This is a genomic window from Novosphingobium sp. HR1a (genome assembly GCF_015594425.1).
GTDB lineage: Bacteria > Pseudomonadota > Alphaproteobacteria > Sphingomonadales > Sphingomonadaceae > Novosphingobium > Novosphingobium resinovorum_A.
Genome location: NZ_JABXWS010000092.1, coordinates 1 through 13,145, shown reverse-complemented (window position 1 = coordinate 13,145; position 13,145 = coordinate 1). Strand labels below are relative to the sequence as shown.

Annotated in this window: 14 protein-coding genes; 10 read left to right on the top strand and 4 right to left on the bottom strand. The window is 66.4% G+C overall.

Annotated elements, in window-relative coordinates; genetic code table 11:
• Nucleotides 1-17: 17 nt before the first annotated feature.
• Nucleotides 18-806, bottom strand: a complete 789-nt coding sequence (locus HWN72_RS24450; protein ID WP_008832830.1) for a hypothetical protein — start codon at nt 804-806, stop codon at nt 18-20.
• Entirely contained in the window at nt 803-1,312 is a 510-nt protein-coding gene (locus HWN72_RS24445) for an RNA polymerase sigma factor (protein ID WP_008832829.1), read from the bottom strand. Before HWN72_RS24445 ends, HWN72_RS24450 begins: the two co-directional genes overlap by 4 nt.
• 86 nt (nt 1,313-1,398) lie before the next feature.
• On the opposite strand from HWN72_RS24445, the gene HWN72_RS24440 reads away from it, so the two are divergent.
• Both HWN72_RS24440 and HWN72_RS24435 read left to right on the top strand, forming a co-directional pair.
• Nucleotides 1,399-2,643 (top strand): S8 family serine peptidase, encoded by a 1,245-nt coding sequence (locus HWN72_RS24440; RefSeq protein ID WP_069709381.1) that lies wholly within the window; start codon nt 1,399-1,401, stop codon nt 2,641-2,643.
• 110 nt (nt 2,644-2,753) lie between these two features.
• Entirely contained in the window at nt 2,754-3,533 is a 780-nt protein-coding gene (locus HWN72_RS24435; RefSeq protein WP_008832827.1) for a hypothetical protein, read from the top strand.
• 132 nt (nt 3,534-3,665) lie between these two features.
• Here HWN72_RS24435 and HWN72_RS24430 read toward each other — a convergent pair whose 3' ends face one another.
• On the bottom strand, nt 3,666-5,912 hold the full coding sequence (locus HWN72_RS24430; protein ID WP_069709380.1) for an FdhF/YdeP family oxidoreductase: 2,247 nt from the start codon (nt 5,910-5,912) through the stop codon (nt 3,666-3,668).
• 124 nt (nt 5,913-6,036) lie between these two features.
• Nucleotides 6,037-6,960: a LysR family transcriptional regulator gene (locus HWN72_RS24425; protein ID WP_008832825.1), complete on the bottom strand. Its 924-nt coding sequence runs from the start codon at nt 6,958-6,960 to the stop codon at nt 6,037-6,039.
• Nucleotides 6,961-7,105: 145 nt separating this feature from the next.
• Here HWN72_RS24425 and HWN72_RS24420 point away from each other — a divergent pair, with 145 nt between their 5' ends.
• The 8 genes from HWN72_RS24420 to HWN72_RS24385 form a co-directional block, all read left to right on the top strand.
• Nucleotides 7,106-8,263: a muconate/chloromuconate family cycloisomerase gene (locus HWN72_RS24420; RefSeq protein WP_211151600.1), complete on the top strand. Its 1,158-nt coding sequence runs from the start codon at nt 7,106-7,108 to the stop codon at nt 8,261-8,263.
• Nucleotides 8,264-8,268: 5 nt separating this feature from the next.
• Nucleotides 8,269-8,559 carry a muconolactone Delta-isomerase gene (catC, locus tag HWN72_RS24415; RefSeq protein WP_008832823.1) on the top strand — a complete coding sequence of 97 codons (291 nt, stop codon included), beginning with the start codon at nt 8,269-8,271 and terminating at the stop codon, nt 8,557-8,559.
• Nucleotides 8,560-8,606: 47 nt separating this feature from the next.
• A complete protein-coding gene (locus HWN72_RS24410; protein WP_008832822.1) occupies nt 8,607-9,527 on the top strand; it encodes a dioxygenase in 921 nt (306 codons plus the stop codon).
• A gap of 25 nt (nt 9,528-9,552) precedes the next feature.
• Nucleotides 9,553-10,902, top strand: a complete 1,350-nt coding sequence (locus tag HWN72_RS24405) for a Rieske 2Fe-2S domain-containing protein (protein WP_008832821.1) — start codon at nt 9,553-9,555, stop codon at nt 10,900-10,902.
• A complete protein-coding gene (gene benB / locus HWN72_RS24400; protein WP_008832820.1) occupies nt 10,899-11,414 on the top strand; it encodes a benzoate 1,2-dioxygenase small subunit in 516 nt (171 codons plus the stop codon). The genes HWN72_RS24405 and benB overlap by 4 nt, the downstream gene beginning before the upstream one ends.
• Before the next feature lie 10 nt (nt 11,415-11,424).
• Entirely contained in the window at nt 11,425-12,210 is a 786-nt protein-coding gene (benD, locus tag HWN72_RS24395) for a benzoate diol dehydrogenase BenD (RefSeq protein WP_008832819.1), read from the top strand.
• 25 nt (nt 12,211-12,235) lie between these two features.
• Entirely contained in the window at nt 12,236-12,379 is a 144-nt protein-coding gene (locus tag HWN72_RS24390; protein ID WP_172705185.1) for a hypothetical protein, read from the top strand.
• Nucleotides 12,380-12,382: 3 nt separating this feature from the next.
• The coding region (locus tag HWN72_RS24385) for an alpha/beta fold hydrolase (protein ID WP_211151599.1) at nt 12,383-13,145 on the top strand (763 nt) is incomplete at its 3' end.

The following is a 13,145-nucleotide window of genomic DNA, read 5'->3' as shown; positions in this document are numbered from 1 at the left end:
GCCGGTCTGGCGCAGCCCTATTTGCTCCACCGTGCTGCGCGCGCAGCCCGTTCTTGCGCGGCGTCAAGCGGATCGCCTGAGGCCATCGCTTGCGCCGCGGCCATGAGATCTCCCGCGGCCGAGCCGGCTTGTCGGTATTCGCCGTGCGTGGTGGCCTCGTTAGTCATCGCCCGGCGCAGGACCCAGCCTTCGCTGTCCTTGCAGGCGATGCCCGAACTGGCGCCGGCGTCGTAGACGCGGCAATAACCGCCGTCACTGCGCCGGAAGCTGGTGAGAATCCGCAGCTTGCCGGTTTCATCGCTGGACGCGAGCTTTTCGTCGAGGCCCCTGGCCAGCATGCCTGTCGCCACAAGCGCACCGCTTGAAGTCACACCGGCACCGTCATCTGCAATGCGCGTTCCGAAGAACAGTCCCAGCACGAGCGAGGCGGCGATCGCTGCTCCCATGCCGGACCAGCGCGGCAGCGTGAAGCGGCGCGAACTGGCGGCGCGGGTCTGCCTGTCCCGGCGCGCGCGCGCGGCGGTGAAATCGAGAATCCGGGCGGGTTCGTCCGACTTGGCGTCGATCATCTCCGCTTCGACGTCCTCTGCCGCAGCGGCTGCGATCATCAGGGTCAGGCTTTCCGGCACCGGCTCTTCAGCGACGGGATCGAAGTGGCCGCGCAGTAGCGCACGCAGGCGCTGCTGCTCCTGGAGTCGCGACGAAAGCGTGGGGTCGGCGGCAATCGCATCGGCCACCCGCTGCCCGTCGGCGCCGGACAGTTCGCCATCGGCGTAGGCGGCGAATTCCTCCTCGCTCACGGTCATGCGATTTCTCCGAGTTCGCGCAGCAATGCCTCGCGGCCACGCCCGAGCCGCGAGGTGAGCGTGCCCTGCGGCACGCCGATGATTTCGGCCGCTTCCTTGTAGGCAAAGCCCTCGACCAGCACGAGCACTACCGCTTCGCGCTGGTCGTCGGGCAGACGGGCGAGGGCGCGGCCGACATTACCCAGTTCGACCATGTTCTCGGCATCGCGATCACCGGGTGTGCCGACGTTGGCGCCTTCCTCCTCGTGAGTGAAGGTCTGCGAGCGCCGCGTCCTTGCCCGTACTTCATCGATCCACTGGTTGCGCATAATCCTGTAAACCCAAGCGTCAAGCCGCGTGCCGTCCTGCCACGACTGGCGGGACTTGAGCGCGCGCTCGACCGTCTGCTGGCACAAGTCGTCGGCGTCGGCCGCATCACGGGCGAGGCCCCGCGCGAAGCGCCGCAGGCGCGGCAGCAGGGCGGTGAGTTCCTCGCAGAAACGGTCTTGGCTCGTCGATGCGTTCATCGAAATGTCTTGTCCGCAGGATGAAACGGACCGACTGCCGCGTTTCATCCCTGAATGCCACGAAATTTTTGCTATCGGATGGATCGATGAGAAATCGCACCCTTCTTTCGGCCGGGATTGCCGCCATCTTTCTCGCCGCGCCGTCGGTGCCGGTCGAAGCGCAGCTCGGTGGTGGGCTGCCGATGGACCTGCCCGGGACCGTGGGCCGGGTGCGCGATACGCTCGGCGACATTGCCGGGCCGGTGATAGAGCCCGTCGGGCGGATCGTGAGCGACGTGCGCGCGCTGGCGAACGAGCGGGTGCGGCGGCTCACCCGGCTGGTCGCCGATCACGGCGACCGGGTCGAGTGGGACGAGCAGCACCAGCCTGCCGTGCGGGGCGAAGTGCTGATGCTGGACCCCGACGAGGCGGCGCTCGATACGGCCCGGCGGCAGGGGTACAATGTGATCGAGCAAGGTGCGCTGGAAGGGCTCGATGTACGCTTTGCGCGCCTCGAGGTGCCGTCAGGCGCCTCTCTGGCCAAATCGGTGGAGGACTTGCGAAAGACCCTTCCTGGCCGGGAGATCAGCGCGGATCAGTTGCATTTTCCTTCGGGTGGCACCCCCACGCAGGACGGCAAGGCGGTATCCGGCGCGCTTCCACGCGGCGGCACTGTCGGGGTCATCGACGGCGGCATCGGTGGTTCGACGCGGCTTGCCTCGCAGCGTGGCTTCGCGGCGGGAGCGCCGAAAACAAGCGACCATGCCAGCGCGATCGCCTCGCTTCTGACGGGGGCGGGGACTGCGCGTATCTATGGCGCCGATGTCTATGGCGCGGACCCGGCGGGCGGCAATGCGCTGGCGATCGCAAGGGCGCTGGGGTGGATGCAGGTGCAGGGCGTGCCGGTGGTGTCGATCAGTCTGGTCGGTCCGTCCAACCCGCTGCTGGCGCGGGCGGTGGCTTCGGCGCAGAGCAAGGGGATGACGGTGGTGGCGGCGGTCGGCAATGACGGCGCGGCTGCTCCGCCTGCCTTTCCGGCGTCCTATCCCGGCGTGATTGCGGTGACAGGCGTGGACGGATCGGGACGCGTGCTGATCGAGGCGGGGCGTGCCTCGCACCTCGATTATGCCGCGCCGGGAGCGGACATGTCGGCGCTGGTGCCGGGCAAGGGCCGTCAGTCGCTGCGCGGAACGTCCTATGCTGCGCCGCTGGTGGCGTCGCGTATCGCGGCGCGGCGGGCACTCGTCAGAAGTGCCGCAGAGGCGCTGAAAGCCGTGGATTCCGAAGCCATCAAGGGGCAGCGCCGAACCGGACGCGGCGTGTTGTGCAACATCTGCCGATCGGGCCTTTAGAAAAAATCTGAAATAATTTCATCGGCCATGGATGAAAGCGAAATGGCCATCCGTTCCTTCCATCAGACACCCCGGACGGGGCCAACGACAACAAGGAAGGAGCAAATCCCATGAACAAGCTCTCACTTACGACCGCCATCGCAACTCTTGCCCTGATCGCCGCGCCAGGCGTGGCCAATGCCCAACTGCTGGGCGGTGGCGGCCTTGGCGGATCGCTCGGCGGTGGCCTCGGCGGCTCGCTGGGCGGCACCATCGGCGGTGTCGGCAGCTCGATCGACGGGACCATGGGCGGTGCGGGCGACATCAGCGCCTCGCGCGCCAGCCGCAGCGTTTCGTCGCGGGCCTCGGGCAATGCCAGCGGCCACGCCAGGAAGTCCGTGACCAAGCCCTCGGTTTCGGCGCCGGATACCTCGGCGGTGACCGGTGCAGCCGATAGCGCCCGCTCGCAGGCCAGCGGCCTCGTCGACTCCGCCCGCTCGACGGCGGGTAGCGGTTCGGCAACCGGCACGGGTTCGGCCACGGGCTCGCTCGCCGGTTCACTGACGGGATCGGGCGCGAACGGCTCGGCTTCGGGTGCGGGCAATCTCGCCGGTTCGGGCAGCCTGCCTGATACTTCGGGCGTGACCTCGCAGGTTGCGGGCACCGCGACCGGGACGGCTCAGGCAGCCCGCTCGGCCGCGGCAGAGAAGGCGCAGGCGGTCGGCAGCCAGGCCCGCGATGCGGCGTCCAGCGCGGCGAACAGCTCAGCCTCGGGTTCGGGTAATGGTTCTGCCAACGCGCAGGCGGGCAAGCGCAGCGCCAACGTGAACGGCTCGGGCAGCGGTTCGGCTTCGAAGAGCGGTGCGAATGGTTCGGTCGGCCTCGGTGCCAGCACCAGCCGCGACCAGTAAGTTCCGCAGATAAGCCTTCGTCAGAAAGGCGTGCCTAACACCGCCGCGTCGCTTCCATCCCCCACCGATGACGCGGCGGCCTGCGCCCCCGGGAGAGACCACTCACTCTCGGGGGCGTTCTCATGCGTGCGATCAGGCGGCAGCGCGGATGGTGACCGGGATCGACTTGTAGGCCGGGGTGCCGCTCGCGGGGTCATAGTTGTCCAGCGGCACAAGGCAGTTGGCCTCCGGATAGTAAGCCGCCAGCGAGCCGCGCGCGATGGCATGGCGGACCAGCGTGAAGCCCTTCAATGTGCGCCCGGCCGGGGTGGTGACGTCCACCTTGTCGCCCTCGGCCAGACCCAGCATGGCAAGGTCCACTTCGTTGGCGAAGATCACGTCGCGGCGGCCGGTGACGCCGCGATAGCGATCGTCAAGGCTGTAGATGGTGGTGTTGTACTGGTCATGGCTGCGGATCGTGGTGAGCAGCAGCGAGCGCTCGACCTGTTCCTCGGCGTGGGGGTGCGCGATGAACTGCGCCTTGCCGGTCGGTGTCTTCCACGTGCGGGTCGCAGGGCCGATGGTGAGGCGGAATCCACCCGGCTCGCGCACGCGAATGTTGAAGTCGCGAAAGTCGGGATAAACGGCCTCGATGCCGTCGCGGATGCGGTCGTAGTCGGCGACGAGCGCGGCCCAGTCGATGCGGGTGTGCGGCATCGCCGCCTGCGCCAGCCCGGCAACGATCGCCGGCTCGGAGCGCACGTCGGGGCCGGGCGCCTTGAGTTTCCCGCGTGAGGCGTGGACCATCGACATGCTGTCCTCCACCGTCACCCACTGCGGCCCGGCCTGCTGTACGTCCAACTCGGTGCGGCCGAGGCAGGGGAGCACCAGAGTCTCCTTCGCCGTCAGCAGGCAAGTGCGGTTGAACTTGGTGAGGATATTGACCGAAAGGTCCAGCCCGCGCACCGCGGCGAAGCAGGCCTCGGGATCGGGCATGGCGACGGCGAGGTTGCCGCCGAGCGAGATCAGCGCCTTCGAGTGTCCGGAGCGCATGGCGGCAAGGGCTTCGACTGCATTGTGGCCGTGATGGCGGGGCGCGGCGATGCCGAAAGCGTCGTCGAGACGCTGCAGCATGTCCTCGGTCGGCAGTTCGGTGATGCCGACGGTGCGGTCGCCCTGTACGTTGCTGTGGCCGCGCAGGGGGCAGATGCCCGCGCCCGGCTTGCCGAACTGCCCACGCAGTAGCAGCAGGTTGGCGATCGCCTGCACGTTCTGGGTGCCGTGCTTGTGCTGGGTGATCCCCATGCCGTAGCAGACGATCACCCGCTCCGCCTTCATGTAAACTTGCGCCATGCTTTCGATGGCATCGCGCGTCAGGCCGGAGGCGACCTCGATCCAGTTCCAGCTGGTGGCATCGAGATCGGCCCTGAGCGCGTCCAGCCCTTCGGTGTGATCGGCGATGAAAGCGTGGTCTAGGGCGTCGGCCTCAACCACCAGTTTCATCATGCCCTTGAGCATCGCCATGTCGCCGCCAATGCGGACCTGATGGTAGGCAGAGGCGAGCGGGGTGGAATGGGTCGAGAGCATTTCGGTGGGATGCTGCGGCGACTTGAAGCGTTCGAGTCCGCGCTCGCGCATCGGGTTGGCGACGACGATGGGCACGCCGCGCTTCGATGCGGCGGCCAGCGTGCCGAGCATGCGCGGGTGGTTGGTGCCGGGGTTGTGGCCGATGCAGAAGATCGCGTCGGCGAGGTCGAAATCCTCCAGCGTCACCGTGCCCTTGCCGATGCCGATCGACTTGGGCAGGCCGGTGCTGGTCGCCTCGTGGCACATGTTCGAGCAGTCGGGGAAGTTGTTGGTCCCGAACTCGCGCGCGAAGAGCTGGTAGAGGAACGCGGCCTCGTTGGAGGCGCGGCCGGAGCAGTAGAACTCGGCCTGGTCGGCGTGGGCGAGGGCCTGCATCGATGCACCCGCGCGGGCGAAGGCTTCGTCCCATGTGATGGGCACATAGTGGTCGGTCTCGGCATCGTAGCGCAGCGGTTCGGTGAGGCGGCCCGCGTCCTCCAACTGGTGATCGCTCCAGGACCACAGTTCGGTGGCGGTGTGGCGCGCGAAGAAGTCGGGATCGACGCGCTTGACGGTGGCTTCCCAAGTGACGGCCTTGGCGCCGTTCTCGCAGAATTCGAACGAGGAGGTGTGCCGGGGATCGGGCCAGGCGCAGCCGGGGCAGTCGAAGCCGTCGGGCTGGTTCATTTGCAGGAGCGCGCGCGTGTCGGGGCTGGCCTTCATCTGCTCGCGAACGGTACGCGCCACTGCGCGCAGAGCGCCCCAGCCGCCGGCCGGCCCCGTGTAGTCGCTAATGCCTTGGGGGCGGTTCTCGGGTTCACGCGTTTCGCTCATGACTCTGGTACTCGCTGCATGGTGGCGCGGCCGGTTTAGCATCCCGCGTCGGAAAATCCGACGGTACAGGAGTATGCTTTGTGCGCGGACCTGGTTGCATGCTGCGCAGCACAGAGCGGCACCATCAGAGGTCCTCTATCAGCGCGGTGGGCACTTCGTAGCCCCATTGCGCATACTTGCGCGCGATGACGGCGGCCATGAGCGCCAGTTCGGGTGAGCGGTCGCCGGGGCGGTGGCTCATGATGATCGGCGAGGTCGCAGGCTCCACGAGTTCGCGGAAGGCGACGTCGTGGCTGCGGGCGCGGCGGACCGATTCCGGGACGATCGCCATGCCTTCCTGCGCCGCGACGAGGCCGATGGCGATCTGCAGTTCGCGCGCCTCGTGGACCACGCGCGGTTCGATGGAATGGTCGCGGAAGAGCGAGATCACCTGGTCGGCATAGCTGGGGCGCGGTGCGCGCGGGTAGAGAATTTGCGGTTCGTCGGCGAGTTCGCGCAGGGAGATCGGCTCCTCGCCGTTCGCGAGCGGGTGATCCGTCGGGAAGGCGGCGATGAGTCTTTCGTCGCGCAGGATGATGCGCCGTACTGCCGGATCCTCGAACCGGATACGACCGAAGCCGACGTCGATACGCCCGTCCTTGAGGGCGGCGATCTGGTCGAGCGTCGTCGCTTCCACCATGACCAGTTCGACGTTCTCGGCGACCTTGCGGAATTCGCGGATCAGTTCGGGCAGGCGCGCGTATATGGTGGAGGCGACGAAGCCGATGACCAGGCGCCGGCGCCGACTGGTCGCCGCCGCCTTCACCATGGTCTCCACGTCTTCCATGCGGGCGAGCATCTGCAGCGCCTGGGCATGGAGCAGCCGTCCCACCGCGGTCAGCCGCAGCGGCCGGCTCGACCGGTCGAGCAGCGGGGCGCCGACGTGAGCCTCCAGCTGCTGGATCGCGCGCGACAATGGTGGCTGGGCGATGTGCAGCCGTTCTGCCGCCCGGTTGAAGTTACCTTCGTCCGCAACCGCCACGAAGTAACGCAGGAGGCGCATGTCCATCACGAGATCTAAACCCTCCCTCTAGCATCGCTCGGGCTGCAATATACCCAACAGGTATGTAGTGTTGACCGCATTGATCTTTGATAGAAGTATCGCGCAGGCATATCTGTCCCATGAAAGCTAAGCATATGGGAGAGTCGCTGCAATGGCTATGTTAAGCCGCGCTGATACCTTCATCGTCGATGTGCCGACGATCCGGCCTCACGTGCTGGCCATGGCTACCATGCATGCGCAGTCGATGGTGATCGTTCGGCTGATCGACGCCGACGGCGTCGAGGGACTGGGCGAGGGCACCACGATCGGCGGCCTCAGCTATGGCGAAGAGAGCCCCGAGAGCATCAAGTCCGCGATCGACACCTACATCGTCCCGGTGCTGGAAACCTGCGATATCGCGCAAGTCGGCGCGACTATGGCCAAAGTCGCCAAGTGCGTGCGCGGCAATCACTTCGCCAAGTGCGCGGTGGAGACGGCGCTGCTCGACTTGGCAGGCAAGCGGCTCGGGGTTCCGGTGTCCGAACTGATCGGCGGAGGCCGGGTGCGCGGCAGCCTGCCAGTGGCCTGGACGCTCGCCAGCGGCGACACCGCGCGTGACATCGCCGAGGGCGAGGCCATGCTGGAGGCGCGCCGCCACCGCATCTTCAAGCTCAAGATCGGCAAGCGCGACGTGCGCGACGACGTGGCCCATGTCGGCGCCATCTGCAAGGCGCTCGGCGACCGGGCCAGTGTGCGGGTGGACGTCAACCAGAACTGGAGCGAGGCGCAGGCCAAGCTGGGCATGGCGATGCTGGCCGATGTCGGCTGCGATCTCGTCGAGCAGCCGATCGCCGGGGACGACGTCGCTGGCATGGCCCGGCTGTCCACCACGCAGGCGGTGCCGCTGATGGCGGACGAGGCGCTTCATGGCCCCCGCTCCGCGCTGCGTATCGCTGCGAGCCATGCCGCGGGCGTCTTCGCGCTCAAGATCGCCCAATCGGGCGGCCTTTTCGCCACCGCCGAAGTCGCCGCGATCGGTACGGCCGCGGATATCGGCCTGTATGGCGGCACCATGCTCGAAGGCGGGATCGGCACCATTGCGTCGGCCCATGTCTTCGCGACCCTGCCTGAACTCGCCTGGGGCACCGAACTGTTCGGTCCGTTGCTCCAGACCGAGGAAATCCTTTCCGAGCCGCTGGCCTATGCCGACTTCTCGCTGGCGGTCCCGACTGCGCCGGGCCTCGGCGTCAGCCTCGACGAGGACAAGCTCGCCTTCTTCCGGCGCGACCGGACCGCGCCCGCCCTTCACGCCGTCAACGCAGGAGCCTGACCCCCGTGCTTTTCATGGTCGAAATGGACGTCAACATTCCCCTGGGCTTCGATCCCGCCGAAGCGGCGCGGATCAAGGCCGAGGAAAAGGCCTACTTCCAGAAGCTCCAGGCCGCGGGAACCTGGCGCCACATCTGGCGCAAGGTCGGCTTGTACTCGAACGTCTCGATCTTCGACGTCGAGAGCAACACCGCGCTGCACGACACGCTCATGGCACTGCCGCTGTACCCCTTCATGACCATGAAGGTGACGCCGCTGTGCCGCCACCCTTCCTCCATCCATGACGACGATCGCTGATCGCCACCGCCCGGAATAACGGGCCTAGAATTACGGGAGAGAATGAAATGGACACCAGCTTCGTAAAGACCCCCGAGATCCAGCAGTTGCTCGACCGCGCCGCCGGCGTGAACGAGAGCGGCGGCAGCCCGCGCCTCAAGGCGATCGTGCGCGACCTTACTGAAAGCGTGATGGAACTCATCGTCAGGCATGACGTCTCCGAGAGCGAGTTCTGGCTGGCGATGAAGTACCTGTCGGACAGCGCAGGTGAGATCGGCCTGATCGTCCCCGGCACCGGCCTCGAGCACTTCCTCGACCTCTACATGGACGCCAAGGACGCCGAGGCCGGCCTCACCGGCGGCACGCCGCGCACCATCGAAGGCCCGCTCTACGTCGCCGGTGCGCCGCTCGTGGAAGGCAACGCCAACCTCAGTGTCGATCCCGACGAGGGCACCACCGTGCTGCACATGACAGGCACCGTGACCGGCCCCGATGGCGAAGCGGTCAAGGACGCCATCGTTCACGTCTGGCACGCGAACTCGAAGGGCTGGTATTCGCACTTCGACCCGACCGGCGAACAGACCCCGTTCAACAACCGCCGCCGCATCAAGCTGGCCGACGACGGGCGCTATGCGTTCCATTCGAACCAGCCGAGCGGCTATTCGGTGCCGCCCGAGGGCGCGACCGACAAGCTGATGCAGGCGCTGGGCCGCCACGGCAACCGTCCGGCCCATGTCCACTTCTTCATCGAGGCGCCGGGCTACCGCACGCTGACGACGCAGATCAACTTCGGCGACGATCCCTTCGCGGCCGACGACTTCGCCTTCGGCACCCGCGCAGGGTTGCTGCCAGTGCCCAGTCGCCAGGGTGACAGCGCCTACATCCAGTTCGACTTCCAACTGCAGCGCGCCCACGACGCCGGTGACGAGGGCTTCTCCTCGCGCACCCGCGCCGAAGCGACGCCTGCTCCGGAAGCCGAAACCGTCTGACAACCAGAACACGGGAGACAGGATCATGCACGAACACCTGATGAGCCGCGTTGCGACCGCCGTGGTCGACGACCCCGAGACCGGCCTGTTCCGCTGCCGCCGCGACGTCTTCACCGACCCGGCGCTGTTCGAACTCGAGATGAAGTATATCTTCGAGAGCAACTGGGTCTACGTTGCCCACGAAAGCCAGGTCGAGAAGAAGAACGATTACTTCACGACCTGGATCGGGCGCACCCCGGTGATCCTGACCCGTGCCAAGGACGGCGGCCTCAACTGCGTCGTCAACGCCTGTGCCCATCGCGGCGCCAAGCTGTGCCGCCGCAAGCGAGGGAACCAGCCGCTGTTCGTGTGCCCCTTCCACGGCTGGAGCTTCAAGACCGACGGTTCGCTGATGCGCGCCAAGGACGCCAGCACCGGCGCCTATCCGGACAGCTTCAACCATGAAGGGTCGCACGACCTGACGCGCGCCCGCGTCGAAAGCTATCGCGGCTTCATCTTCGCCTCACTCAACCACGATGTGCTCCCGCTGGAAGAGCATCTGGGCGAAGCGAAAGTCATCATCGACCAGATGGTCGACCAGGCGCCCGAGGGGCTGGAACTGCTGACCGGCAATTCCACCTACACCTTCGACGGCAACTGGAAGATGCAGATGGAGAACGGCTGCGACGGTTACCACGTCAGCTCCGTTCACGAAAACTACCAGTCCACCATGGGCCGGCGTGCCGAAGGCGGGACCAAGGCAGTCGATGCCAACGGCTGGTCGAAGGCTCCGGCAAGCGGCGTCTACGGCTTCGAGCATGGCCATATCCTGCTCTGGACGCAGGTGCTGAACCCCGAAGTGCGCCCGATCTGGAGCCACAAGGCGGCGCTGGACGCACGGCTCGGCGAGGACAAGGCGAAGTTCATTCTCGAACAGACGCGCAATCTAGCGCTCTATCCCAACGTGTTCCTGATGGACCAGTTCTCCACCCAGATCCGCGTGGTGCGTCCGATCGACGTCCATACCACCGAGGTCACGATCTACTGCTACGCGCCCAAGGGGGAGAACGCAGAGGATCGTGCCCACCGCATCCGCCAGTATGAGGACTTCTTCAACGTCACCGGCATGGGTACGCCTGACGACCTCGAGGAATTCCGCAGCTGCCAGTCCGCCTACGAAGGCGCAGGCGAACTGTGGAACGATCTCAGCCGTGGCGCTACGCGCTGGATCCATGGCCCCGACGCCAATGCGAAGGCGATGGGCATGAACCCGCTGCTCTCCAGCGAGCGTAGCGAGGACGAGGGCCTCTTCGTGCGCCAGCACGAGTTCTGGGCGCAGATCATGCTCGACGGCATGGCGAAGGACGCCGAACCGATGCTGGAGGCTGCGGAATGACCCTCGTTCTGGAAAACACTGCCGCCGCGCTGTCCTATGCCGAGATCTGCGCGTTCCTCTACCGCGAGGCGCGCCTGCTCGACGACCGCGAGTTCGACGAATGGCTGGAATGCTATTCGCAGGATGCCGAATACTGGATGCCCGCGTGGACCGACGACGATGCGCTGACCACGAACCCGCAGACCGAGATCTCGCTGATCTACTACGGCAACCGCAAAGGGCTCGAGGACCGGGTCTACCGCCTGAACACCGAGCGTTCGTCGGCCAGCACGCCTGAAGCGCGCACCTCGCACTTCATCGCCAATGTCGAGGTGCTGGAGACGCGCGAAGGTGCGATCGACCTGCGCTACAACTGGCACACGCTCAGCCACCGCTACCAGCAGACGCAGCAGTTCTTCGGAACCACCTTCCTGACGCTGGATACGGCTGGAGACGTCCCGAAGATCCTGAAGAAGAAGATCGTTCTCAAGGACGACTACATTCATCAGGTCATCGACGTCTACCACGTCTGAGGAGGCTGCAGTGATCTTCGCAGGACGGTTCGCAGGCAAGGTCATGGTCGTGACCGGCGCCGCGCAGGGTATCGGGGCAGGTGTTGCCACACGCGCGGCGGCGGAGGGCGCAAGCGTCGTCCTCGTCGACCGAGCCGATTTCGTCGCCGAGGTGGAGCAGGCCATCGTCGCGGATGGCGGCAAGGCCGTGTCGGTCCAGTGCGACCTCGAAACGTACGAGGGTGCGGCCGAGGCGATGGCAGCGGCCGTCGCGGCGTTCGGGCGCATCGACATTCTCGTCAACAACGTCGGCGGCGCGATCCGCATGCGTCCTTATGCCGAGTTCGAGCCGGCGCAGATCGATGCGGAAATCCGCCGCTCGCTGATGCCGACGCTCTATTGCTGTCATGCGGCGCTGCCGGTCATGCTGGGGCAGGGCGCTGGCACGATCGTCAACCTCTCGTCCAACGCCACGCGCGGCATTCGCCGGGTGCCCTATTCGGCGGCCAAGGGCGGGATCAATGGCATGACGCAGGCGCTCGCCATGGAGTATGCAGAAGACGGCATCCGCGTCGTCGCGACCGCGCCCGGCGGCACCAGTGCGCCTGCGCGCCGGGTCGCCCGCAACGCCGAGGGGGACAACGCGCAGGAGCAGGCCTGGATGGCAGAGGCGGTGGCGCAGGTCACCTCGTCCGCCTTCATGAAACGCTATGGCACGCTGGAGGAACAGATCGCGCCGATCCTCTTCCTCGCCTCGGACGAGGCCAGCTACGTGACCGGATCGGTCCTGCCGGTGGCTGGTGGCGATATCGGCTGACGCCAGCTTCATAGGACATGGATAGGTGCCCAGACTGATCGCCGTCACCCGCTCGGGCGACGAAACCGCCATCGGTGCTTATCGCACCGACTTCTCGCGCTTGTCCTGCCTGATCGCCATGACCCTGGCGCTCGACGGCCTGCGTGTCACCATCGCACCTGAGGACTGATCTATGCCTTTCACTCAAGCTGCAGGCGCCAGCCTCTACTGGAAGCGCGACGGCCGCGACGACGCACCTGCGCTGGTGCTGCTCAACTCCATCGGCACCGATATGGATTTGTGGGACGCGGTGCTGCCACTTCTGCGCGAACACTTCGCGCTGCTGCGGATCGACGCGCGCGGCCATGGTGCGTCAATTGCCGAACCGGGTGACTTTTCGATGGCGATGCTGGCCGCCGATGTGCTTGCAGGCGCGGACGCGGCAGGTTTTGCGCGCTTCAGTGTCGCGGGCGTCTCGCTGGGAGGGATAATCGCGATGGAACTGGCCGTCGCCGCGCCCGAGCGGATTGAAAAGCTCATCCCCATCTGCACGTCCGCCACGATGGACAGCGCTTCGTGGAACGATCGTATCGCGAAAGTGCGCGGTGAGGGGATGGCCGCCATCGCCGATCTTGCGATGGGGCGTTTTCTGTCGGACACGGCCGAACCCGCGATCTACGAAGCCGTGCGTCGTCAATTGCTTGGCATGGACGCGCAAGGCTACGCGGGCTGCGGGGCGGCGATCCGCGACATGTATCTAGCCGAGCGTATCTCCGGCATCGCCGCGCCCACTCTGGTGGTAACCGGCACGCGCGATACCTCGACGCCGTTCGAAGGGCATGGCGAATATTTGCTTGCCCGCATCCCCGGCGCTGCGCATTTGTCGATCGAGGCTGCACACCTTGCACCGCTGGAGGCTCCCGCCGAACTGGCCTCAGGCATGATCGCCTTCCTCT

Bases quoted from the DNA above. Each gene is read 5' to 3' on its own strand.
- HWN72_RS24450 (WP_008832830.1), bottom strand. From the start codon at position 806: ATGACCGTGAGCGAGGAGGAATTCGCCGCCTACGCCGATGGCGAACTG.
- HWN72_RS24445 (WP_008832829.1), bottom strand. From the start codon at position 1,312: ATGAACGCATCGACGAGCCAAGACCGTTTCTGCGAGGAACTCACCGCC.
- HWN72_RS24440 (WP_069709381.1), top strand. From the start codon at position 1,399: ATGAGAAATCGCACCCTTCTTTCGGCCGGGATTGCCGCCATCTTTCTC.
- HWN72_RS24435 (WP_008832827.1), top strand. From the start codon at position 2,754: ATGAACAAGCTCTCACTTACGACCGCCATCGCAACTCTTGCCCTGATC.
- HWN72_RS24430 (WP_069709380.1), bottom strand. From the start codon at position 5,912: ATGAGCGAAACGCGTGAACCCGAGAACCGCCCCCAAGGCATTAGCGAC.
- HWN72_RS24425 (WP_008832825.1), bottom strand. From the start codon at position 6,960: ATGGACATGCGCCTCCTGCGTTACTTCGTGGCGGTTGCGGACGAAGGT.
- HWN72_RS24420 (WP_211151600.1), top strand. From the start codon at position 7,106: ATGGCTATGTTAAGCCGCGCTGATACCTTCATCGTCGATGTGCCGACG.
- HWN72_RS24410 (WP_008832822.1), top strand. From the start codon at position 8,607: ATGGACACCAGCTTCGTAAAGACCCCCGAGATCCAGCAGTTGCTCGAC.
- HWN72_RS24405 (WP_008832821.1), top strand. From the start codon at position 9,553: ATGCACGAACACCTGATGAGCCGCGTTGCGACCGCCGTGGTCGACGAC.
- benB (WP_008832820.1), top strand. From the start codon at position 10,899: ATGACCCTCGTTCTGGAAAACACTGCCGCCGCGCTGTCCTATGCCGAG.